At 73.6% G+C, this 22,406-nt stretch carries 17 protein-coding genes, 1 pseudogene and 1 riboswitch; of the genes and pseudogenes, 12 read left to right on the forward strand and 6 right to left on the reverse strand.

The features are described from left to right. Positions 1-324 precede the first annotated feature (324 nt). A complete protein-coding gene (locus JXZ78_RS39225; RefSeq protein ID WP_238783699.1) occupies positions 325-2,898 on the forward strand; it encodes a helicase-associated domain-containing protein in 2,574 nt (857 codons plus the stop codon). Between the two features lie 88 nt (positions 2,899-2,986). On the opposite strand, the gene JXZ78_RS39230 is transcribed toward JXZ78_RS39225, so the two are convergent. Next, on the reverse strand, positions 2,987-3,382 hold the full coding sequence (locus JXZ78_RS39230) for a GNAT family N-acetyltransferase (RefSeq protein ID WP_030024732.1): 396 nt from the start codon (positions 3,380-3,382) through the stop codon (positions 2,987-2,989). Between the two features lie 87 nt (positions 3,383-3,469). Here JXZ78_RS39230 and JXZ78_RS39235 point away from each other — a divergent pair, with 87 nt between their 5' ends. From JXZ78_RS39235 to JXZ78_RS39260, 6 genes are all read left to right on the forward strand, one after another. Beyond that, the gene (locus JXZ78_RS39235; protein ID WP_030024730.1) at positions 3,470-4,366 is read left to right on the forward strand and encodes a DUF72 domain-containing protein; all 897 of its coding nucleotides are present in this window, start codon (positions 3,470-3,472) and stop codon (positions 4,364-4,366) included. A 342-nt stretch (positions 4,367-4,708) separates the two neighbouring features. After that, entirely contained in the window at positions 4,709-5,269 is a 561-nt protein-coding gene (locus tag JXZ78_RS39240; RefSeq protein ID WP_030024728.1) for a glycoside hydrolase family 25 protein, read from the forward strand. 273 nt (positions 5,270-5,542) lie between these two features. Continuing rightward, on the forward strand, positions 5,543-6,094 hold the full coding sequence (locus tag JXZ78_RS39245) for an RNA polymerase sigma factor (RefSeq protein ID WP_033040179.1): 552 nt from the start codon (positions 5,543-5,545) through the stop codon (positions 6,092-6,094). Positions 6,095-6,129: 35 nt separating this feature from the next. Further along, positions 6,130-7,098: a zf-HC2 domain-containing protein gene (locus JXZ78_RS39250; RefSeq protein WP_050503051.1), complete on the forward strand. Its 969-nt coding sequence runs from the start codon at positions 6,130-6,132 to the stop codon at positions 7,096-7,098. A 26-nt stretch (positions 7,099-7,124) separates the two neighbouring features. Beyond that, the gene (locus JXZ78_RS39255; protein WP_050503052.1) at positions 7,125-7,994 is read left to right on the forward strand and encodes an ABC transporter ATP-binding protein; all 870 of its coding nucleotides are present in this window, start codon (positions 7,125-7,127) and stop codon (positions 7,992-7,994) included. Then, positions 7,991-9,358: a hypothetical protein gene (locus tag JXZ78_RS39260; RefSeq protein ID WP_238783700.1), complete on the forward strand. Its 1,368-nt coding sequence runs from the start codon at positions 7,991-7,993 to the stop codon at positions 9,356-9,358. The genes JXZ78_RS39255 and JXZ78_RS39260 overlap by 4 nt, the downstream gene beginning before the upstream one ends. A gap of 45 nt (positions 9,359-9,403) precedes the next feature. Here the strand turns inward: JXZ78_RS39260 and guaD are convergent, their stop codons facing one another. Then, positions 9,404-10,879 (reverse strand): guanine deaminase, encoded by a 1,476-nt coding sequence (gene guaD, locus JXZ78_RS39265; RefSeq protein ID WP_078624704.1) that lies wholly within the window; start codon positions 10,877-10,879, stop codon positions 9,404-9,406. A gap of 278 nt (positions 10,880-11,157) precedes the next feature. Between guaD and JXZ78_RS39270 the strand changes: the two genes are divergently transcribed. Further along, positions 11,158-11,919, forward strand: a complete 762-nt coding sequence (locus tag JXZ78_RS39270; RefSeq protein ID WP_030024721.1) for a CAP domain-containing protein — start codon at positions 11,158-11,160, stop codon at positions 11,917-11,919. 259 nt (positions 11,920-12,178) lie between these two features. Here the strand turns inward: JXZ78_RS39270 and JXZ78_RS39275 are convergent, their stop codons facing one another. Both JXZ78_RS39275 and JXZ78_RS39280 read right to left on the reverse strand, forming a co-directional pair. Beyond that, positions 12,179-12,940, reverse strand: coding sequence for a CbtA family protein (locus JXZ78_RS39275; protein WP_030024720.1), 762 nt, complete (start codon positions 12,938-12,940; stop codon positions 12,179-12,181). A 16-nt stretch (positions 12,941-12,956) separates the two neighbouring features. Then, positions 12,957-13,175, reverse strand: coding sequence for a CbtB domain-containing protein (locus JXZ78_RS39280; protein ID WP_030024719.1), 219 nt, complete (start codon positions 13,173-13,175; stop codon positions 12,957-12,959). A 54-nt stretch (positions 13,176-13,229) separates the two neighbouring features. Continuing rightward, positions 13,230-13,315: riboswitch (cobalamin riboswitch) on the reverse strand. A gap of 148 nt (positions 13,316-13,463) precedes the next feature. On the opposite strand from JXZ78_RS39280, the gene JXZ78_RS39285 reads away from it, so the two are divergent. From JXZ78_RS39285 to alaS, 3 genes are all read left to right on the forward strand, one after another. After that, complete coding sequence (locus JXZ78_RS39285; RefSeq protein ID WP_030024717.1) at positions 13,464-14,060, forward strand: histidine phosphatase family protein; 597 nt, start codon at positions 13,464-13,466, stop codon at positions 14,058-14,060. Positions 14,061-14,442: 382 nt separating this feature from the next. Next, a complete protein-coding gene (gene tsaD / locus JXZ78_RS39290) occupies positions 14,443-15,528 on the forward strand; it encodes a tRNA (adenosine(37)-N6)-threonylcarbamoyltransferase complex transferase subunit TsaD (protein ID WP_033040171.1) in 1,086 nt (361 codons plus the stop codon). A gap of 64 nt (positions 15,529-15,592) precedes the next feature. Continuing rightward, a complete protein-coding gene (alaS, locus tag JXZ78_RS39295; protein ID WP_238783701.1) occupies positions 15,593-18,244 on the forward strand; it encodes an alanine--tRNA ligase in 2,652 nt (883 codons plus the stop codon). Between the two features lie 263 nt (positions 18,245-18,507). Here the strand turns inward: alaS and JXZ78_RS39300 are convergent, their stop codons facing one another. Beyond that, the gene (locus JXZ78_RS39300) at positions 18,508-19,473 is read right to left on the reverse strand and encodes a carbon-nitrogen hydrolase (protein WP_030018053.1); all 966 of its coding nucleotides are present in this window, start codon (positions 19,471-19,473) and stop codon (positions 18,508-18,510) included. A 676-nt stretch (positions 19,474-20,149) separates the two neighbouring features. Here JXZ78_RS39300 and JXZ78_RS39305 point away from each other — a divergent pair. Continuing rightward, positions 20,150-21,151: pseudogene (locus JXZ78_RS39305) on the forward strand (LacI family DNA-binding transcriptional regulator); the annotation flags it as partial. Between the two features lie 386 nt (positions 21,152-21,537). Here JXZ78_RS39305 and JXZ78_RS39310 read toward each other — a convergent pair. After that, the gene (locus tag JXZ78_RS39310; protein ID WP_030018055.1) at positions 21,538-22,176 is read right to left on the reverse strand and encodes an HD domain-containing protein; all 639 of its coding nucleotides are present in this window, start codon (positions 22,174-22,176) and stop codon (positions 21,538-21,540) included. Positions 22,177-22,406 lie beyond the last annotated feature (230 nt).

Raw genomic sequence — 22,406 nt, forward strand, 5'->3', positions numbered from 1 at the left:
ACACCCAGGCCCTCCTCCGCCTGGCCCGCCACCGCATCAGCGTCCTGTTCGCCATGCTCCGCGACGGCACCTTCTACGAGCCGAGGAACCCTCGACTCGCTTGACGAAGAACATAGAGGCACCCCCGGCCAGTGCCTCGTCGGGTACTGCGTCGAAGGTCCCTGCCGTTCGCGGTGGGGTCTTCGACGCGTTCCGGTACCCGTTGGTGGGATCGTTCGGGCATCTCACCCCCTGCGGAACCCGGGGTGCGGCACTCTGGGGCCGGGTGGAGTGACGCCGGGGTCAGGCATCGGCGCGCTTCTTTGACGGGGCGGGGTGTTTCTCATGGTGTCCGGGTCGACGCTGACGGCGTGGCTGCACGGTCTCGACGGGCCGCGCTTGGCGCGCGTGCTCGCGGCGCGCGAGGACGCGATGGCTCCTCCGGAGCCGCTGTCTGCCGGGGAGTTGGCGGACCGCCTGCAACGGCCAGGGTCGGTGGCGCTCGTCCTGCCGCGGCTCACATTGCCGTGCTTGCAGGCGGCCGAAGGGTTGGCGGCCCTGGGGGGTTGTGCGTCGCGGGATGCCCTGGCGGGGCTGCTGGGTGTGGCAGACCCCGGTACGGGCCGCGCGCTGGACGCGATGCTGGAGGAGCTGTCGGAGTACGCGCTTGTCTGGCCGATTGGTAGCGGGGGCAGGGGCGGGGGCGGGAGTGGGGCCGGGATGCTTTGTATGGTCGAGGCGTTCCGGGAGGCGTGGGACTCTCCACTGGGGCTGGAGGCGCCGCTGGAGGAGCTGTTAACGGATACGTCCTCCGATGAGCTACGCAGCATGTTGGCGGCGTTGGGCGTCAGGCCGCCCAACACTAAGCGCCAGCGGCTGGCCGCTCTGACGGAACACCACAGCGATCCGGTTCTGATCGCCTCGGTGATCGCGGACGCCCCTGCGGATGCTCGCGACGTGCTTGAGGGCCGAGCCCGAACTGATTCGTCCGCTCCGCACGAGCCAGGTTTCATCGGGTACGGGGCTCCGCATCCTGACTGTGAACCGGGCGCGCGGTGGGCGCTGGACCGCGGACTTCTCGTCCAGGACCTGTACCGCTACAGCGCGGCCCACATGCCCCTCGAAGTGGCGCTCGCGTTGCGTGGGCCCGGCTGGAGCGCCCCTTTCGACCCCGTACCGCCCTCCGTGCAGTTGATCTCCGTGACCGAGGCGGAGGTGGAGCGGGAGGCGGCTGCCGCGGCCACGGCGTTCGCGGCCCAGGCCGCCACCGTCCTGTCGGTGTGCTCGGCGTCTCCGCCGGCTCGTTTGAAGTCCGGCGGGGTCGGCGCGCGTGAGCTGGCCCGGGTCAGAAAGGGGAGCCAGGCCCCTGACGACGTGGTGCGGATCGTCCTGGAGACCGCGTACGCGGCCGGGCTGCTCGGGCACGACGGCGACCACGTCGCACCCACCGAGGCGTACGACGCCTGGGCGGAGCAGGAGCCCTCGGAACAGTTCGCCGAGCTGAGCCGAACATGGTGGAGCCTGGCACTCACCCCTTCCCTCGCGCGCGACGAGATCGATAAGGCGCTCCCCGCACTCGCCGGAGCGCCGCCCTGCAACGGCAGTCTGCAGGCCCGGCACGGGCTGCTCGCCGCTGCGGCACGGATTCCGGCAGGGCAGGGAGCGGAGGAGGCCACGGGCCTGGGACAGCTCGTGGCCTGGTACCGCCCGCTGGCCGGCCCGACACTGCATGGCGGATTCCCGTACTTCGAGGTGGTTCGGGAGGCCGAGCTGCTCGGTGTCCTCGCCCGTGGCGCCCTGTCGCGCGTCGGTGCCGCGCTGCTGGCCGATGATGCGGACGGGCTGGCCGCCGCATGCCGCCGGCTGCTGCCAGAAGCGGCATCGACGGCCCGGATCGGCGCCGACCTCACCGCCGTCGTCACCGGCATCCCGACGGCACAGCTCGCCGCTCTCCTGGATGACGTCGCCGACCGGGAGACCAGCGGTACGGCCTCGGTGTGGCGCTTCACCCCCGCCAGTGTCCGACGTGCCCTGGACGCCGGCCACACCCCGGAAACCATCACCGCCGACCTCACCGCCGTGGCCCCCAGAGACCTGCCCCAGCCTCTGGCTTTTCTCCTCGCCGACACCGCGCGAACGCACGGCCGCGTACGCATCGCTCCCGCCGCCTGCGTCATCCATGGCGCGGACCCCGCCCTCCTGGCCGAACTCGCCGCCCACCGCGCGCTGCGCGGGCTCGGTCTCCGGCTCCTCGCCCCGACGGTGCTCCTCAGCCGCAGCGCGCTCGAACCGGCCCTGGCCGCGCTCCGGGCCGAGGGCTACGCCGCCGTCGCCGAGACGGCCGATGGAACGGTACGGGTGGGGAAGGTCCGGGCTCGGCGGGCTCCGGGGCCGGTTTCGACTCCGGTTCCGGCTACGGTTCCGGGTTCGGTCCCGGCTACGGCCCCGGGTTCGGTTCCGGGTTCGGCCCCGGGTCCTGTCCCGGCTACGGTTCCGGGTTCGGTCCCAGCTCCGCGCGGAGGCGACGGCTCGGGGGTCGTCCGTAGCTCGGGCGTCCGTGCGGCGGGGGCTCCGACCGCTGTGGAGCCGAGTGCCCTGGCCGGCCGGCTGCTGGACGCTCCGGCCGAAGCTCCGCTCCCCGACCCGTTCGGCAGCGGCATCGTTTACGAGTCCGACACCGCAGAGATTGTTGACGGGTGCGCGAAACTGCTGTCGTACAGCGATGTCCGCCAGCTCGCCCATGCCCTGAACACCGGTACGGCCATCACGATCGACTACGTCGCCGCCTCCGGAATCCGCACCGTACGCACCCTCAGCGGCCTCGTACTCAACCCGCCCTTTCTCGAAGCCTGGTGTCACTTGCGGGACGCCGAGCGCGTGTTCACCCTCTCCCGGATTCACGGGATCATGCCTGCCTAGATCGCGTCGCATCCGGTTCAGGACCATCACTGCTCAGAACTGCGGCTGCTTCGTGGCATCGTGGCTGGGTGCCTCGAAGCTGGGCGTCTCACAGCCGGATCAGCCCTGCCTCCGTCGGTGTGAAGCCGCAGGCGTCGAAGTAGAAGCGCTCCAGATCGTCGTCGAAATCGACGTGCAGCCACTCGCACTGTGCGGCGCGGGCCTCCCGCGCGGCCATGGCTACGAGTGCCTTACCGATCCCGGCCCCACGGCACCGCCGGTCCACGACCGTGTCCAGGATGAACGCGTGGACGCCGCCGTCCCATGCCACGTTGACGAAGCCGACGAGCCGGCCGTCCTCCCAGGCGCAGACCCAGCCGAGGCTGTGCCGACGCAGCTGGGACAGCCAGTCGATCTCCAGGGGCGGGTGGTCGAATCCTTCGGCGTGCAGCGCGTTGACGGCCGCGTTGTCGAAGTCGCCCCGCCATGCGTAGGTGACGGTCATGGCGTGATCATAAGAGTCGGAGCCGGGCGGAAGGCCTCGTCGTGTTGACGCTCCGGTGAGGGCGGCGGGACGGGGTAGCCGGGGGGCATGGGTGAGATCTTGGTCGGGACGTGTTCGTGGACGGATCGCGCGTTGGTGTCGAGCGGGTGGTATCCGGCGGGGCGGCGGGACCCGGAGGGGCGGTTGCGGCATTACGCCGGGCGGTTTCCGGTGGTGGAGGTCGATGCGACGTATTACGCGTTGCCGAGTGAACGCAACAGCCGGCTGTGGGCCGAGCGGACACCGGAGGGTTTCCGGTTTGATGTGAAGGCGTTTTCTTTGCTCACCGGGCATCCGACGCGGCCGGCCGCGTTGCCCGTGGATCTGCGGTCCGCTTTCGTACGGCGCCGGGAGGGTGCCGACGCGGAGGACGGCGGGCTGCTGGACGAGGTGTGGCGGCGGTTCAGCGGAGCGGTCGAACCGCTGCGGAAGGCGGGGCGGCTCGGTACGTTGCTGTTCCAGTTTCCGCCGTGGTTCGCGCCGGGCGCCCGGGCGGAAGCGTTTCTCAGGCGGTGCCGGGAGCGGACCGAAGGATGGCCGGTCGCGGTGGAGTTCCGGCATCCGGAGTGGTGGCGGGACGGAAAGCGGCAGGCGTCCACGGCGGCCATGCTGAAGGAATTCGGCATGGCCACCGTCGCGGTGGACATGGTGCAGACGCTGCCGGTCTCGATACCGCCGGTCACTCCTGTCACGGACGACCGGCTGGCGGTGGTGCGCTTTCACGGGCGTAATTCCGCGTGGGGAACCGGGAGCAAGGAGGAACGGTTCCGGTATGCGTATACGGAGCCGGAGTTGGCGGAATGGGGGCCGCGCGTACGGGGGATGGCGGAGCGGGCCGACCTGGTGCACGTGTTGTTCAACAACTGCTGCGCGGACGCGGCCGTACGGGCCGCGGAGTCGATGCGAGAGCTGCTCGGCCTGCCCGAAGGGCGGGGTGAAGGGTGAAAGGTGAGGGGTGAAGTGCGGGTGGGGGCGCACGTCAGTGCCACGGTGGCTCGGGGCCGTTGGGGGTGACGCGCGGGGAATATGGGGAATGTATGGGGGAGGCATGCTGAAGAGGGCGTGGAGGAGGAGCGGGGTCGGGAGTGAGAGCGGGGCTGGGGGCGTTCGGGTTCGGCGTTCTGTGATGCCTTGGGGTTGGGTCAGGCACCCCGGTGTCCTGGCGGCTCGATGACCTGCTGGCGCGCGACGTCCTGCGTTCTCACTGTGCGGCGACGTTGTCTTCCGGGGCCCTCGCACGTTTTCGGATTACTTCCCTTCACTCTTCCCACCACCGAGAGGCATCTCATGCTGCACGGCGTCGACATCTCCGCTCACCAGTCCTCTTACGACGCGTCCGGCCTGGACTTCGTCTTCATCAAGGCGACCGAGGGGCGTTCCTACGCCAGTCCGCACCGGGCTGATCAAGCCGCCAAGGCCCGGAAAGCGGGGTGTGTGGTCGGCTTCTACCACTTCCTGTGGCCCGGGAACATCGCCGCCCAGGCCCGGTACTTCGTCGAGAAATGCGGGGCGGAAAAGGGCGACGTGCTCGCCGCCGACTGGGAAACGACGAGTTCCGGCACGCACGCGAGCGGGGCGCAGAAGGACCAGTTCCTGCGGGAGGTGAAGAAATTGGCTCCGGGGCATCGCGTACTGCTGTACACCAACGTGTCCTTCTGGAAGGGGCACGACACCTCGTCGTACGCCGCGGACGGGCTGTGGATCGCCGACTACGTCAGCCCCGGAAAGCCGCGGATCAAGGGGAAATGGCTCTTCCACCAGCACACCGACCGGCCGCTGGACAAGAACGTCGCACAGTTCGAGAACCGGGACGCGCTGAAGGGGTGGGCTGCGGCCGGGAAGGAGTGAACGGGTAGGGGGAGAGGCCTGCCGGGGGGGCGGCGGAGGGACCGGGGATTCGCGCGGTCGTGAACCGATCGGGGCCGCCGCCGCGATAGAAGGAGCGTGAGACTGTTCCGCCCCCTGGGGGCAGACCGAGACGGCAGCGGCGGCAGCGCGGGCGGCGGCAGCAGCAGCGGCAGCGGCAGCGGCAGCGGCAGCGGCAGCGGCAGCGGCAGCGGCAGCGGCAGCACCGACGTCGGCAGCAGCGGTGACGGTTGCGGCGACGATACTGACGACGCCGTGCTGCTGCGTGCCGTCGCGCATGGTGACCAGGGCGCACTGGCCGCGTACTACGACCGGCACGCAGGCTGGCTGCACGCGCGACTGACGCGGCGCTGCGCGGACCCGGAGACCGTGCGCGAGGTGCTTCAGGACACCTTCGTCACGGTGTGGCGCTCGGCGGGGTCGTACCGCCGGCCGCACCACGGCAGTACGTCCGGCGGCTGGCTGTGGGTGATCGCCGCGCGCCGCCTGGTGGACGCGCAGCGGGCGCACGCGCGCGCCGAGCGCGTCGGGCAGGAGCCGCCGGCCCCCGCCCCCTCCGCCGAGGAACGCGCCTTGGCCGGGCTGGAGTACGGGGACGTGGGCACCGCCCTGTGCCGAATCTCGCCCGAGCTGCGCGACGTACTGCGCGCCACGGTCGTCGACGGCCTGACCACCCGCGAGACCGCGCACCTGCTCGGCATACCGGAGGGCACGGTCAAGACCCGCGCCATGCGCGCCCGGCGCGAACTGCGCGCCGCGCTGGCCCAGCTGCACGGCAGCGACGTTCCGTTGGGAGGGCTCGCATGACGGGCGAGAGGTTCGAAGGTTCGGAGGGGCCAGGGGTGTTCGCTCCCGCGCGCGCTGCCTGGCATGTGGATGTCGCGGTGGGGGCGCGGTACGCCGAGGGGACGCTGTCGGAGCCCGAGGCGTGGTCGCTGGAGATGCATGTGGAGGGCTGCTCCCGGTGTGCGGCCACGGTGTCGGTCGCGGTCCGTGCCACAGCGCCCGCCGGGGCGGTGCTGGAAGAGGTACGGGGGGCGGTATTGGGAGGGGTACGGGAGGCGGTACTGGGAGGGGTACGGGAGGCAGCGCTGGAAGAGGTACGGGGAGCGTTGCTGGCCGATGTCCTGGAGGGGGCAGCCCCTCAGCGCCCCACTACCCCGCTCCCCCAGCACCTCGCCAGGGTCCTCTGGGCCGCCGGGCCCGCTCTGCGCGGTTCCTGGCTGATCGCGCTCTTGGTGGTGTGCGTCGGAGCCGTCGTACTCGGGTACGGGGCCGGTTTCGCCGGTACGCGGCCGCTGCTGCTGGCGCTGGCGCCCGTACTGCCGGTGGCCGGGGTGGCGTTCTCGTACGGGCCGCACGCCGACCCGATGTACGAGATCGGCGCCGCGTCGCCGTCCGGCGGGCTGCGACTGCTCCTGACCAGGAGTGCAGCGGTGCTCGGGGTGAGTCTGCCGCTGCTCACGGCGGTGAGCGCGCTCCTGCCGGACGCGCCCGGCCTCCCGGCCGCCCCGGCCTGGTTGCTGCCCGGTCTGGCGCTGACGCTGGGCGCGCTCGCGCTCGGCTCGTACGTCGGGTCCCGTACGGCCGCCGGAGTCGTCTCGGCGGGCTGGGCGTCCGCCGTCCTGCTGCCGGTGCTCGCGGCGCAGCCCGGGGACGGCGGCGGAGCCGGGACGTTCCCGGTGGCGGCGCTCGCGGGGCAACTGGCCCGGTACCTGTCCGGAGGTCCGGCGCAGAGCGCCTGGGCAGCGGCCGCCCTACTGGGCGCGGCACTCGTCCTCGTACGCCGCGGCCGACTGGAGAACCTGTGAACGCGACACACGAGAGCACTGACACCATGACCGCGAAGACCGGTACCGCGAAGACCGGCACCGTGCACGTCTCCGGGCTGACCGTCCGGCACCGTCGGACGGTCGCCCTCGACGGGATCGACCTCGATCTCGGCCCGGGAGTGCACGGTCTGCTCGGCCCGAACGGGGCCGGAAAGACCTCGCTGATACGGGTACTGGCCACCGTCTCCCGGCCTGCCGCCGGCCGCGTCACGCTGCTGGGCCACGAATGCACAGTCCACCCGGAGTTGACGGCCGCCCGGCGCCGGATCGGCTACCTGCCGCAGGACTTCGGGTACTACCCGGGTTTCACCGTGCGGGACTTCGTCGCGTACGTGGCGTGGCTGAAGCAGGTGCCGGGCGACGCGGCCGGAGCGGCGGTCGAACGGGCCGTGGCGCGGGTCGGGCTGACCGACCGGATCGACGCGAAGCTGAAGACGCTGTCCGGCGGCACGGTGCGGCGGGCCGGCCTCGCGCAGGCCATCGTCAACGATCCGGACGTCCTGCTGCTCGACGAGCCGACCGCCGGGCTGGACCCGGAGCAGCGGGTCGCTTTCCGGGAGCTGGTCAGGGAGTTGGGGGAAGAGGCGACGGTGCTCGTCTCCACCCATCTGGTGGAGGACGTGGCCGTGGCGTGCACCGGGGTCACGCTCCTCGAAGGCGGTCGGGTGGTCTACCGGGGTACGCCGGAGTCGCTCGCGGCGGAGGCAGAGACGGAGGCGGAGGCGGAGGCGGGGAGGGCGGTGACCACGGCAGCGGTAGCGGGCGCGCTGAGCGGCGGCCCCGTCGAGCGCGGCTACCTGGCCGTGCTCCGTGATCACCGCGCCGCCGCATCCGTCACCGCGCCCCCAGCCTCCCGCACAGGAGCACATCGATGACCGCCCCCTCCCCGGCCGCCGAAGCCCGCCCCAAGGCTCCGGCCCGGCGCCTTTGCCCCCACCCTCTCCGCGCCGAAGCGCGCGGCAGCATCGCCCCCTGGGCCGGGCTCGTCGTCTTCCTCTCCCTCGCGGCAGCACTGGCGGCGAAGGCCGATCGCTGGCAGGGCAATTGGGGTGAGACGTCGCTGGAACTGCACGCCGCGGCCACCCTGCTCGGCGGCCCTCTCGCCGCCGCCATCGGCTGCTGGCACGGTGGCCGGGAACGGCGTTCCCGTACGGCCGATCTGCGGCTCTCCGCTGCCAGGAGCCCGCTCGCGCAGTTCGTGGTCGCCGCGCTGCCGGTCGTCGTCGCTGTGGTGCTCGGGTACGTGCTCGCCGCGGCCGGGACGCTGCTGGCGTCGGCGCCCTACGTGTCGGCCGGGCGGCTCCTCGTACTTCCGGTGGTGGCGGACGCGGTGTTCCTGGCCGCGACGGTCGCCGTGGCGATGGTCGTCGGGCGATTGGTGCGGTGGCGCCCTGTGGCGGCCGCGATGGCCGGCCTCACGTACCTGGCACTGGCCCTCCCTCGGGACCGGGACTCGACGGCCCGCTTCCTGAGTCCGGCCGTCAACGGGGGCGTCGGAGAAGCGCTGCCCGTCTGGTGGCAGCCGGTGGTGATGGCCGGCTGGACGGGTGGGCTCGCCGTGGCGGCGGTCGTCGCGTACGCCGCGCGCCGGGCGCACGGGCGGTGGGTGGCGCTGGTTCCGCTGGCCGTCGCGGTCTGCGCCGCCGTGGTCCTCGTCCAGGCAGGAGACCGCGCGTGGCGCCCGGACCCGGCCGCCGGACGCCAGGTGTGCGACGGCGGGTCTCCCGCGGTGTGCGTCAACGCCCTGGAGGCGGACCTCCTGCCGCAGGTTTCCCAGGCGCTGTCCGGCGTCACGGGCCGGCTGGCCGGGGTGCCGAACGCCCCGGTCCGCTTCGAGGACCTGCCGCGCGAAACGCACCGCGACGAGGCCCAGCTGCCGCAGCTCTTCCGGGGGCAGAGTGTCGTACGGGGGCGCCTGGCCGACCCGGAACGGTTCGCCTGGGAGGCCGCGGCGGGGCTGGCGGGCGGCCGCGACTGCGGCGGTACGGACCCGTTCCTGCGCGTCGACGAAGCCGTACGGGACTGGCTGGTGTCGAACGGCCTCAGCGAGCGCCGGCGGGCCTTCTGGGCGCGGAACGCCCGGGAAGGAGGCGACAAGGAGGCCGTCGCCGCCGCCGAGGCCGGTGAACGGGCCCTGCGGCACCTCGCGTCGATGGACGACGAGCGGCGGCGTGCCTGGCTGGGGCGGTACTTCCGTTCCGTGGAGAGCTGCGACGCGCGGAAGGTTCCTCAGCTGTGACGCGGAATCACGCCGGGAGGAGACGCACCCCACCGCCTACTTCACTCACTGCACCTCCTGCACCTCCTGCACCTCCTGCACCGCGTCCCGCTCGTACGCCAACCGGCCCCCTGTGTAGGTGGCCCGTACGGTGCGGTCGTCGCCGAGGATGCTGAGGGCGAAGAGCAGGTCCTCGATGCTTTCGGCGCGGGCGGTGCGGTCGGCCAGGAGGGGTGTGGCACGCGGGTCGAGCACGGTGAAGTCGGCTTCCTGGCCCGGTGTCAGGGAGCCGATCGTGTCGGCCAGACCCAGGGCCTCCGCGCCGCCGCGGGTGGCGAGGTAGAACCCCTTGACGGCGTCGAGGGCGTGGTCGCGCAGTTTGGCGACCTGGTGGGCGTCGCGCATGGTCTGGAGGAGGGAGAAGCTGGTGCCGGCGCCGATGTCAGTGCCGAGGGCTACGGTGAGTGGGTGGTCTCCTTCCTTGGCTTCGCGGAGGGGGAAGAGACCGCTGCCGAGGAAGAGGTTCGAGGACGGGCAGTGGGCCACGGCCGTGCCGGTGCGGGCGCAGTGGTCGCGTTCGGAGGGGGTGAGGTGGATGCCGTGGGCGAGGACGGTGCGGGGGCCGAGCAGGCCGTAGTGGTCGTAGACGTCCAGGTAGCCGTCGCGGTCGGGGAAGAGGGAGCGGACCCAGGGGATCTCGTCGCGGTGTTCCGAGATGTGGGTGTGCAGGAGGGTGTCGGGATGGGCCGCGCGTAGGGCGCGGGCGGCTTCGAGCTGAGCGGGGGTGCTGGTGGGGGCGAAGCGAGGGGTGACGGCGTAGAGGTTGCGGCCCTTGCCGTGCCAGCGCTGGATCAGGTCGAGGGTTTCGTCGTAGGCGCGCTGTGCGGTGTCGAGCAGGCTGTCGGGGGCGTTGCGGTCCATCAGGACCTTGCCGGCGGCGATGCGCAGGTCGCGCCGGGTGGCTTCTTCGAACAGGGCGTCGGCCGAGCCGGGGTGTACGGAGGCGAAGGCCAGGGCGGTGGTGGTGCCGTTGCGCAGCAGTTCGTCGCAGAAGGAGGAGGCGACGCGGCGGGCGTGGGCGCCGTCGGCGAAGCGTTCCTCGGTCACGTAGGTGTGGTCGAGCCAGTCGGGCAGCTGGGCCCCGAAGCGGGCGACGGCCTCCTTCTGCACGTAGTGCGTGTGGGCGTCGACGAAGCCGGCGGTGATGAGGTGGCCCGGGTAGTGGACGGGTGCGGTGCCGGGCGGCAGCCGGTCGCGGAGGGCCGCGTACGGGCCTGCGGCGGTGATGCGGCCGGCCTCGCAGATCAGCAGCCCGTCGGGGTCGTGGACGAGGGCTTCCGCGGGGGTGGCGGTACGGAAGGGGTCGGCCCGGAAGCGGACGAGGGGGCCGCGGACGGCGGAGACGGGAGTGGGAGTGGGAGTGGGAGAGGGAGTGAGAGAGGGGGCGGAGGTCGGAGTCGGGGCGGGAGTGGAGCCGCGGGTCGGATTGGAGGTGGGGGTCGGAGTCGGGGCGGGGGCAGGTGTCGGCGTGCTGGTGGTCATGGGCGGGCGGGTACCCGTTTCGGGCGGGCATGGATCTGACGTACGTCAGCGCGGCGGCCGGCCCGTACAGCCGAACGGGTCGGGTATCGGCCGCGGACGACAGACGCGCGGGCGGGGACGGCAAGACTGTCTCCGGGTCGGCTGCCGGGTACGGCGCCGGCCGGGCGACGACCGGTCGCCCCAGCCGATGACTGTCGAGGAACTGGGGCCGAATGGGCGGGAGTACGGGTGGACGTCAGCGCGGGAGTACGGACCGGCGTACGGGCAGGAGGACGGACGTGACCGCGGGCCGGGGCGCGGCGGCGGGATCGCGCGTGCGCCGGGGACGCGGAGCGGACCGGCGGACGGCGCGGTACGCGGTACGGGCGGTGGTGGCGGTGGTGGCCCTGGCGGGCCTGACGGTGGGCGGGTCCGCCGTCGCGAGGCCTCCGGGCGGGCGCTCGGGGCTGCCGGAAGCCGCGTCCACCGCCCTTTCGTCGTACGAGGCCCGGTCGCCGTACGAGGCCCGGTCACCGTATGAGGTCCTGTCGCCGTACGGGGCCCAGTCGCCGTACGGGGCACTGCTGGGCCACCCGGCCCTGGCGCCCTACGTCGCCCCGGACGCACGGACTCTGCGGGCCCCAGGCATCGCCCGCGCCCCCCGTAACGCCGCGGCGACCAGGGCGGCCGTCGTCCGGCTGGTCAACCGGGAGCGCGCGAAGGCCGGCTGCCGTCCCGTGAGGACGCACCGTACGGTCACCAAGGCCGCCCAGCGGCACAGCGACCACATGGCCCGCGAGGGCTCGCTCTCGCACCGGGAACGCGGCGGCTCCGGCCCCGGCAGCCGGCTCTCGGCCGTCGGGTACGACTGGCGCCGCGCGGGCGAGAACATCGCGCGCGGCCAGCGGGGGGCCGCGGAGGTGGTGCAGGCGTGGGCGCGCAGCCCGGAGCACCAGGTGGTGCTGGCGGACTGCGCGTTCCGGCACGCGGGGGTGGGGATCAACAGCGGCACGGACGACCGCGGCCCGTGGTGGACGCTGCTGCTGGCCCGCCCCCTCTGAGATCCGCCCCGCCGAGCCCCCTCTGGCCCCCCTCTGACCCTCTCTGACCCCCTCTGAGAGACGGTGTCAGCGCCCCCGGCCGGGCGTACGCCGGCTGACGACACGTACGCCTCCGGGACGCAGCGGACGTACACCGCCTGACGACTCTGACGTACACCGCCTGACAACCCCGACAACTCTGACGCACACCACCTGACGACACTGACGGTTCCGGACCGCGGCGGATGTCCGCGCTCCGGAACCGCAGTGTCGACCCGGCTCAGCGCGCCGACGGCACAGCGCCCCCGTCCGCCCCTCGCGGAGCGGCGCCCGCCCGTACCCCGGTGGCCCGTTCGGCCAGTTCGCCGAAGAGCAGGCCGAAGGCGGTCCACAGGACGAGCTGGACTCCGAGTGCGGAGAGGCGGAACTTCCAGAGCAGCAGGGCCGGGAAGTCGGCGGGGAGTTCGTTGACGGCCGGGAGGAACGCGTAGGCGAGGGCGACGGCCGCGGCGAAGGCGGCCAGGGCGGCGACCGTCGCGTACCAGGCGCCCAGGCGGGGTGCGAGACGCTTGCCGAGGAGGACGGCGGCGACGGCCAGCAGCACGCTGAGGGCGATCATGAGGAAGTACAGCGCGGTGCGGGTGCCGATGGAGCCGGGGTCTCCGACGGACGGCGGGTTGGCTGGGTACTTCAGGAACGGTACGAGGCAGACCGCGCCGAAGGCGGCCCCGGAGAGCAGCAGGGCGGTGGCGCGAGGGCCGAAGCGGCCGACGCGCCCGAGGGCGAAGCAGTAGGCCAGGGCGGCGATCCCGCCCAGCGCGACGCCGTACACCAGGACGCCGGTGGCCAGGCCCGCGGTGGACTGCACCGCGCGGCCGACGACCTCGGCCTCGTGCTCGTGGGCGTGCGCGTCCTCGAAGGCGATGGCGGCGTCGACCTGCGGTTCGCCCAGCAGGTAGGCGACGAGCAGGGCGAGCAGGCCGGCGGCGAGGCCGGCCAGCATGCCGCGCACCAGGAGCGATCTGACGGTGGCGGAGTTCATGTGCGAAGGCCCCCGGTCAGTGGCAGGGGAAGCCGAGCAGGTGGCGTCCGTCGTGGACCCACTCGTGCACGCCGGTGCCGGAGAGCAGCGCGGTGGCGCCCTGTTCGGCGCCGACGAAGTAGAGCAGGACGAGCATGAGGACGCCGCCGAAGACCGCCCACGGCAGGACCGTCCGGACGGGGAGGGGGGCGGGCGCGGCGTGGCCGGTGGCCGGCGGCGCGACGGAATGGGCCATGTCGGGAACCTCCTGGGGGAACTCGCGTCCCGGTCGGGGAGTCGTGACGACAGGACGGGTCTGGCTCGCCCGTCGGCCCCGTACGGGGCCGGTGCGGGTTCACAGTGGCGCGACCGCGCCGGAATTCCACCGGCTTCCGTCATGTCATCGTCAATATCATCGGGAACGTACCGCGTGGCGGCGGCGGGGAGAAGGCCCAGCGGGCGGGCGTGCGGGTGCACGGCGGTGGTCGCGCGCCCCGCTGTTGCCCTGGTGCGCCATCAGATTTCCGCGTCGAAAGAGGTGCGCATGACAACTCGGGTGATGTTGGTCTCACCGTCCTTCGACGACGCCCTGGGCGCGGTGCGCTTCCCGGCCGGCGAATCCCTGACACCGGACGGGCTGCGCCGCGCCCGCGCCGCCCGCCCCGCTGCCGCCGCACTGCCCGCCGACCGGGCCCTGACCTCCCCTTCCGCGCGCTGCCGGGAGACGGCCGAGGCGCTCGGCCTGCGGGCGGAGCCGGCTCCGGGCGCGGCGGGCCGGGCGATGGGCCGCTGGCGGGGGCTGGCCCTGGAGGACGTGCTGGCCGCCGAGCCCGCGGCAGTCACGGCCTGGCTGTCCGACGCGGACAGCGCGCCGCACGGCGGCGAGACGCTGGCGCAGTTGCTCGGCCGGGTGGCGGACTGGCTGGCGGGCCTCGCGGCGGAGGGCGGCCGGATCGTGGCCGTAGTGGAGCCCGACGTCGTACGTGCGTCCGTGGTGTGCGCTCTGGGGGCCCCGCCCTCGTCCTTCTGGCGGGTGGACGTACCGCCGCTGACCGTGACGGCGCTGAGCGGGCGGGACGGCCGGTGGAACGTGCGGGTGACGGGGGAACTCGGCGGGTCGGCGGCTCCTGGGGCGCCGTGACCGCCGGCGCGGGCGGTCCCGCGGCTTCTCCTGGGCGGCACCGGCCTGTCCTGCGGCCCTTCCCGGGGCACCGGACCACCCCACGGCCCCTCCCGAGGGCACCGGACCACCCCACGGCCCCTCCCGAGGGCACCGGACCGTCCGCGGCCCCCGACCGGCCTGTCCGCAGCCCCGCCCGGACCGCCCGCGGCCCCCGCCCGGGCCGGTGCGGGCCGCCGTATCCTGGTCGGAGACGGGTTGTTGCACATCGATTGCAACAAGGCGGCTCGCGTGCGGCGAGGCGCCTCTCGTACGGCAAGGCGGCTCGCGTGCGGCAAAGCGCCTCACGTGCGGCAAGGCGGCGACGAGGCCGGGTACGAAACGGGTACGAAGGAGCGGTGCGGTGGCATCTCCAGGCTCTCCAGTGGTGCTGGGGATCGAGTCCTCCTGCGACGAGACCGGGGCGGGCCTGGTCCGCGACGGCAAGCTGCTCGGGCACGCGGTGGCGTCCAGCATGGACGAGCACGCGCGCTACGGCGGCGTCGTGCCGGAGATCGCGGCCCGCGCCCATGTGCACTCCCTCACCCCCGTCGTGCACCGCGCGCTCGACGACGCGGGCCTGACCATGGCCGACATCGGCGCGGTGGCCGTGACCACCGGCCCCGGCCTGTCGGGCGCCCTCCAGGTCGGTCTGGCCGGTGCCAAGGGCCTGGCGTACGGGCTGGGCGTGCCGCTGTACGGGGTGCACCACCTCGCCGGGCACGTCGCCGCAGACACCCTGGAGCACGGCCCGCTGCCGAATCCCTGCATGGTGCTCATCGTCTCCGGCGGGCACACCTCCCTCCTCCTCGTACGGGACCTGGCGCGCGACCCGATCGTGCACCTCGGCGACACCCTCGACGACGCCGCCGGGGAATGCTTCGACAAGGTCGCGCGGGTCTTCGGCCTGCCGTACCCGGGCGGCCCCGCGATCGACCGGGCCGCGCGCGAGGGCGACCCGAAGGCCGTCGCGTTCCCGCGGCCGCTGACCGGGCCGCGTGACGACCCGTACGGCTTCTCCTTCTCCGGCCTCAAGACGGCCGCCGCGCGCTGGGCCGAACGGCACGCCGACGGCGAACTGCCTGTCGCGGACGGCGCGGCCTCCCTCCAGGAGGCGGTGGCCGACGTCCTGACCCGCAAGGCCGTCGCGGCCTGCACGGAGCACGGCGTGGGCACCCTGGTGGTGGTGGGCGGCGTCGCCGCCAACTCGCGCGTCCGGTCCCTCGCCGAGGAACGCTGCCAGAAGGCGGGCATCACCCTGCGCGTGCCGCCCCTGCGGCTGTGCACGGACAACGGCGCGATGATCGCCGCCGTCGGCGACCTCCTCGTACGGGCGGGCGCCGCACCGGCTCCGCTGGACCTCTCGATCGACCCGTCGGCGCCGCTGGAGTACGCGGCCCTGCACCCGGTCGCCAGGGCGGCACGGGCCGCGGCGGCGACCGCAGCCTGACGGCCCGCCGGCCGACCGCCACCGTCCCCTTCCGCCACCGCCACCGACCGCCCCGGAGCCCCCTTTGCGTACCGCCGAGATCCGCGCCCGCTTCCTCGACTTCTTCGCCGAGCGCGGCCACACCGTCGTCCCCAGCGCGCCGCTGCCGACGCCGGACCCGACCCTGCTGTTCGTCAACGCGGGCATGGTGCCCTTCAAGCCGTACCTGACCGGTGAGGTGGCAGCGCCCTGGCCGCGGGCGACCAGCGTGCAGAAGTGCGTGCGGACGCTGGACATCGAAGAGGTCGGCAAGACCACCCGGCACGGCTCGTTCTTCCAGATGAACGGCAACTTCTCGCTCGGCGACTACTTCAAGGAAGACGCCATCCGGTTCGCCTGGGAGCTGTCCACCAAGTCCGTCGCCGACGGCGGATACGGCCTGGACCCCGAGAAGATCTGGGTCACCGTGCACCACTCCGACGACGAGGCACGCACCCTGTGGCGCGAGATCTCCGGGCTTCCGGAGGAGCGCATCGTCTCGCGCGGCGACGAGGACAACTTCTGGTCGATGGGCGTGCCGGGACCGTGCGGGCCCTGCTCGGAGCTGTACTACGACCGGGGGCCCAAGTTCGGCCGGGCGGGTGGCCCGGAAGTCGACGAGGACCGGTACATGGAGTTCTGGAACCTCGTCTTCATGCAGTACGAGCGCGGCGAGGGCACCGGCAAGACCGGCTACCCGATCCTCGGCGAACTCCCCCGCCAGAACATCGACACCGGTATGGGCCTGGAGCGGATGGCCACCCTCCTCCAGGGCGTCGACAACCTCTACGAGATCGACGAGACCCGCCCCGTCCTGGACCGCGCCGCCGCCCTCGCCGGGGTCCGCTACGGCGACGACGAGCAGAACGACGTACGGCTGCGCGTGGTCGCCGACCACGTCCGTACGGCCCTGATGCTGCTCGCCGACGGCACCACCCCCGGCAACGAGGGCCGCGGCTACGTGCTGCGCCGCATCCTGCGCCGCGCCGTCCGCTCGATGCGCCAGCTCGGCTACGAGGACCGCGCGCTGCCCGAGCTGCTGCCGGTCGCCCGCGACTGCATGGCGCCCAGCTACCCGGAGGTCGCCGAGGCCTACGAGCGGATCGCGGGCCAGGCGGCCGGCGAGGAGGACGCCTTCCGGGCGACGCTGCGCCAGGGCACCGCCGTCCTGGACACCGCCGTCACCAAGGTCAAGTCGGAGGGCGGCCGTTCGCTCCCCGGCAAGCAGGCGTTCCTCCTGCACGACACGTACGGCTTCCCCATCGACCTCACCCTGGAGATGGCCGCCGAGCAGGGCGTCGAGGTGGACCGCGAGGGCTTCGCCGCGCTCATGCGCGAGCAGCGCGAACGGGCCCGCGCCGACGCCCGCGCCCGCAAGTCCGGCGGCGCGGTGGACACCTCGGCGCTGCGCACGGTCCTGGACGAGCACGGGCCCACCGACTGGCGCGCCTGGGACACCCTGGAGACCGACTCCAAGGTGCTGGCCCTGCTGGGCGCCCAGGGCCCGGTGCCGGTGGCCCGCGAGGGCGAGATCGTCACCGTCGTCCTCGACCGCACCCCCTTCTACGCCGAGTCCGGCGGCCAGGACAGCGACGCCGGGCGGCTGTCCGGCACCTCCGTCGAGGCCGAGGTGCTGGACGTGCAGCGGCCGGTGCCCGGCCTGGTCGCCCACCAGGTACGCATCACCGCCGGCGAACTCGCCCTCGGCGACGCGCTGCACGCGGCCGTCGATCCCGAGTGGCGGCTCGGCGCGCGCCAGGCCCACTCCGGTACGCACGTCCTGCACGCCGCGCTGCGCGAGATCCTCGGCCCGACGGCCCTCCAGTCCGGCTCGTACAACCGTCCCGGCTACCTGCGCCTGGACTTCCCGTGGCGCGGCGGCCTCTCCGCCGCCGCCCGCAGCGAGGTCGAGGAGGCCGCCAACCGGGCGCTCCGCCGCGACCTTCCGGTGGGCGTGAAGTGGATGACGCTCCCCGAGGCCAAGGAGCTGGGCGCCCTCGCGCTCTTCGACGAGACGTACGGCGAGAAGGTGCGGGTCGTCGAGATCGGCGGCGCCTGGTCGCGCGAGCTGTGCGGCGGTACGCACGTCTCGCACGCCTCGCAGGTCGGGATCGTCGCCCTGACCGCGGAGTCGTCCGTCGGCGCCGGCATGCGCCGCCTGGAGGCCTCCGTCGGCATCGAGGGCTTCGGCTACCTCGCCCGCGAGCGCGACCTGGTCACCCAGATCGCCGAGCAGATCCAGGCCCCGCGCGCCGAACTGTCCGACCGGGTGGCCGGACTGCTGGAGCGCCTGAAGGCCAGCGACCGGGAGAACCAGCGGCTGCGGCAGCAGGCCACCGTGGCGCGCGCTGCCGAGCTGGCCGGTTCCGCCGTACAGGCCGCCGGTTTCCTGGTGGTCACCGCCACCGCGGACGGGGGCGCCGACGCGGCCCGCGCGCTGGCCATGGCCGTACGGGACCGGATGCCCGCGGGGCAGCCCGCCGCCGTGGCCGTCGGTTCGGCCACGGACGGCAAGGCTGCCCTGGTGGTCGCGCTGAACAAGGCCGGCAAGAACGCCGGAGGTTCGGCGTCGGACCTGGTCAAGCGCCTGCTGAACGGGCGGGGCGGCGGCTCCCCCGAACTCGCCCAGGGCGGCGGCCTGGCGGCCGACCAACTGCCGCAGACGCTGGGCGCGCTGGCGGGGCTGCTCGGGGAGTAGGCGAGAGGTAGAGGTGATGCGGGCGGGCGGCTCCGGGGTGGGGGCGCCCGCCTGCTGGCTTGGGGGGCTGGCTTGGGGGGGGCTGGCTTGGGGGGGAGCGGGTGGCCGGCTCTGGGGCTGGCTTTGTGGGGGGAGGCGGCTGACTTTGGGGGGGGTGGGTGGCTGACTTTGCGGAAGCGCCGGTCAGTACGTCGCGCGGCCGGCCCGTATCTCGGCCGGCCCGTATCTCGGCCGTCCCGTATGGCGGCCGTCCCACGCCCCGCTCAGTCCGCCGCCGTCGCCGTCAGCGGACCGTAGGCGTCCGGGCGGCGGGTGGTGAGGAACGGGAACAGCTCCAGCCAGTCGCGGCGGGCGTCCAGGTCGAGGTCGGCCACCAGGACGGCGGGCTCGTCACGGGGCGCCTGGGCCAGGACGCGGCCGTACGGGTCGACGAGGAAAGAGCTGCCGTAGAACGTCAGCGGACCTTCAGTGCCGATACGGTTCGGCACGATCATGAAAGTGCCGTTGGCGACGGCGTTCCCGGTGATCACCTTCTGCCACAGCGGCTGGGTGTCGAAGCCGGGGTGGCCCGGCTCGGAGCCGATGGCCGTCGGATAGACCAGCACGTCGGCACCGGCCAGCGAGTAGGCGCGGGCCAGCTCGGGGAACCACTGGTCCCAGCAGGTGGGCAGGCCGAGGACGGCGTTCTCCACGGCGTGGGTCGGGAAGGCGTCGGCACCGGCCGGGCCCGGGCGGAACCAGTGGTGCTCGTAGTAGCCCTCGGTGACGGGGATGTGGGTCTTGCGCGTACGGGCCACGAGGGTGCCGTCCGGGGCGACCAGGACGGCCGTGTTGTAGCCGAGGCCGTCGGGCGTCACCGTGCCGTCCGGGCCCGGTTCGGGGTCGGCCCGCTCGTACAGCGAGGCGTGCACGTACACGCCGTGGGCACGGGCGGCCTCGGCGGCGAAGGTCACCGTGGGCCCGGTGCGCAGGTCCTCCGGCTCGGCGGGCTCAGGGTGATCGGCCTTGCGGACCACCGCGAAGTACGGCGAGAGCGTCAGCTCCTGGAGGCAGACGACGCGCGCGCCTTCCGCCGCGGCCAGCCGGATGCCCTCCGCCAGGGCGGCACGGTGCTCGACGGGATCGCGGTGCCAGCGCTCCTGGACGAGCGCGACGCGCAGCGGGGCACGGTCGGCCGGCCGGGTACGGGCCGGCGAGGCGGGCGGGGTGAGGGCCGTGATGACACGCATGGGGGCTCCTGGGGCGCGGGAGGTCGCGGGGGCGTGGACGGGTGCGGCGGACCGCAGAGGCAGGCGCAACCGCTTGCCGGAACGTTCCGGCACGCAGCAATGTACGAGTGCCGGAACGTTCCGGCAAGAGGGTCGTTGTGGGGGCGGTCCCGTAGCGACGGGTCGGGGCTGTAGCGACGGGCCGGCTCCGTAGCGACGGTCGAGGCCGCAGCGACGGGCCGGCTGCGTAGCGACGGGTCAGCTTCGTGGCGGCGGATCGACGCCGTAGCGACGGGCCGGCTCCGTAGCGGCGAACCGGGCTCGTATCGGCGAACCGCTCGCGTTACGACGCGACGTACCCGTAGCGGCGAACCAGCACCGTAGCGACGCGACGGACTCGTATCGGCGAGGCGGCTCCGTAGCGACGCGACGGGTTCGTGTCGGCGAACCGCTACCGTAACGACGCGGCGCAAGCGTCTCGACGATCCGCGTCCGTACCGACGCAACGCCCCCGTATCACCGAGCCTCCGTCGTATCGACGCACCGCGGCCGAATCGACGCACCGCGGCCGTATCGACGCACCGCGGCCGTATCAACGAACCGTCCGCGTGACGACGCGACGGCCCCGTTCCATCGTTCCACCGGACGCGATCGCGCCCCGGCCCGCCCGCTCCCCCTGCGTCTAGACTTGCGCCCCGTGACCAGCCGCCGCACCGTGACCCTGCTCGATGTGGCGCGGGCCGCCGGGGTCTCCAAGAGCACCGTTTCCGACGCGCTCCAGGGATCCGGCCGGGTGGCCGAGGACACCCGCCGCCGGGTCAGGGACACCGCCGACCGGCTGGGTTACCGGCCCAACAGTGCCGCCCAACGCCTGCGCCGGGCCAGCACCGGGGCGATCGGCCTGCATCTGCCCCGTACCGCGACCCGGCTGGACTACTACATGACCCTCGCCTTCGGGGCGGTGGCCCGCGCCCAGGAGGACGGCCTGGACGTGGTGCTGCTGGCCCCGGGCGGCGAGGCCGCCGGGCGGCTCGCTTCCCGGGTGGACGGCCTGCTCGTGATCGACCCGGAGGCCACCGACACCGACGTACCCGGGCTGCTCGACGCGGGCGTACCCGTCGTCACGGGTGAGCGGTACCTCGGTACGGGCGCCGCCCCCGCCGGTGCCGTGGTCTGCGACAACGCCGCCTCGCTGACCGCCCTGCTGGACCAGGTGCGCGAGTCCGGCGCCCGCCGCCCGGCGCTGCTCGCGCCCGCCGGCACGTCCGCGTGGGCCACCGCGCTGCGCGAGACGGCGGACGCCTGGAGCCGTACGCACGGGCTGCCCGTCACGGTACGGACCGTGCCGTTCGCCGCCACGCCCGACGAGGCCGCGCAGGCCACCGAGGATCTGCTCGCGGACGTACCCGCCGTCGACGCGGTGGTCTGCGCGCCCGACGGTGCCGCCGCCGGAGTCCTGCGGGCCGCCTCCGGACTCGGCCGCACGGCCGGGCGCGACCTGCTCGTCGCCTCCTGCGTGGACGGCCCGGCCCTGCGCGCCTGCGCGCCGCCCGTGACGGCGATCGACCTGCGCCCGGACGCGTACGGGCGGGCCTGCGCCGCCCTGCTCTGCGACATCCTGGCCGGCCGCGCCGAGCCGCGTACCGTCCGTCACCACGACTGGTCCCTGCGGGTACGGGCCTCCAGCCGCCCGGCGGGAGCGGCGGAGGACCCGAGCGGCCCGTACGGCCCGAACGGCTCGAATGACCCTAATGGCCCGAACGGCCCGAATGGCCCGAACGGCTCGAACGGCTCGAACGGCTCGAACGGCTCGAACGGCCGGAGCGACCCAGGCGGATCGCCCACCTCACGCGCCACCTGACACGCAGCCCCGCACCGCACCCCGACCGGCTGCGCCGTCCCCGCACCGCACCCCGGCCGACGCGCGCCGTCCCTCCTCTGCGCACCCCCACCGGCCCATCCCGCCCCATCCCATCCCGCCCCATCCCATCCCGTCCCGCCCCGTCCCATCCCGGCCCATCCCATCCCGTCCCGCCCCGTCCCATCCCGGCCCATCCCATCCCGTCCCCTGCGCAACCCACCCCCTCACTCCGGCCAGTCGGACCCCCGAATCACCTCCACGAAGTCGCCACGCTCGAACCCGGGGACGAAGCGGGCGAGGACATCGGCCTTCACGTTCCCGAAGGTGGTGTCGGGCCGGTCCTTGATGCCGTCGGTGAAGGCGGCCAGGATGCGGTTCTTGAAGTCGGGCCGCGGGTGCGCCGCGACCACGGCGGCGCGTTGCTCGTCGGAGACGGCGTCGTAGCCGATGCCCAGGACGTCCAGTTCCACGCCCCGGGTGACCAGGGCCACCTCGGGCGCCATGTGCAGCGGGATCTCCGGCGTGGTGTGCAGGGCGATCGCCGTCCAGACGCGGTCGGCCGGTTCGCCGGTGATGCCGTGCCGGTGCAGGAAGGCGCGGGCCTCGTCGGCACCGTCGATCTCGAAGCGCTGGTCGGTGCGGCGGTAGCGGTCGGTCAGCCCGAGATCGTGGAACATCGCTCCCACGTAGAGCAGTTCAGGATCGAACTCCAGTTTCTGTTCCCGTCCGCGCAGCGCCCCGAACAGGAACACCCGGCGGGAGTGGTCGAACAGCAGCGGTGGCGCGGCCTCGCGCACCAGCTCGGTCGCCTCCCGCGCCAGAGCACTGTCCGGGATCCGCACATCGGCGATCACCTCGCGCACGACGTCCTCCTTCGTCTCGGTCGGCTTCCACCTTCACCCGCCGACGCTCCCGACGCCACGACCGTACGGACAGGAGGGCCACACATCCGGACACACGCCGTACGCCCCGACGGCGCTTCGCGAGGCCCCAGGGCTCCACCCGTCAGGACAGCTGCGTCACGGCCGCGGCCGTGACGCCGTGCGCGGGGGCGGGCGCGGGCGCGGGCGCGGGCGCGGGCGCGGGCGCGGGC

Source organism: Streptomyces monomycini, assembly GCF_022271435.1.
In the GTDB taxonomy this organism is placed as follows: Bacteria; Actinomycetota; Actinomycetes; order Streptomycetales; family Streptomycetaceae; genus Streptomyces; species Streptomyces monomycini.

Coding starts and splice junctions, on each gene's coding strand:
- JXZ78_RS39225 (WP_238783699.1), top strand. CDS start 325: ATGGTGTCCGGGTCGACGCTGACGGCGTGGCTGCACGGTCTCGACGGG.
- JXZ78_RS39230 (WP_030024732.1), bottom strand. CDS start 3,382: ATGACCGTCACCTACGCATGGCGGGGCGACTTCGACAACGCGGCCGTC.
- JXZ78_RS39235 (WP_030024730.1), top strand. CDS start 3,470: ATGGGTGAGATCTTGGTCGGGACGTGTTCGTGGACGGATCGCGCGTTG.
- JXZ78_RS39240 (WP_030024728.1), top strand. CDS start 4,709: ATGCTGCACGGCGTCGACATCTCCGCTCACCAGTCCTCTTACGACGCG.
- JXZ78_RS39255 (WP_050503052.1), top strand. CDS start 7,125: ATGACCGCGAAGACCGGTACCGCGAAGACCGGCACCGTGCACGTCTCC.
- JXZ78_RS39260 (WP_238783700.1), top strand. CDS start 7,991: ATGACCGCCCCCTCCCCGGCCGCCGAAGCCCGCCCCAAGGCTCCGGCC.
- guaD (WP_078624704.1), bottom strand. CDS start 10,879: ATGACCACCAGCACGCCGACACCTGCCCCCGCCCCGACTCCGACCCCC.
- JXZ78_RS39275 (WP_030024720.1), bottom strand. CDS start 12,940: ATGAACTCCGCCACCGTCAGATCGCTCCTGGTGCGCGGCATGCTGGCC.
- JXZ78_RS39280 (WP_030024719.1), bottom strand. CDS start 13,175: ATGGCCCATTCCGTCGCGCCGCCGGCCACCGGCCACGCCGCGCCCGCC.
- JXZ78_RS39285 (WP_030024717.1), top strand. CDS start 13,464: ATGACAACTCGGGTGATGTTGGTCTCACCGTCCTTCGACGACGCCCTG.
- JXZ78_RS39300 (WP_030018053.1), bottom strand. CDS start 19,473: ATGCGTGTCATCACGGCCCTCACCCCGCCCGCCTCGCCGGCCCGTACC.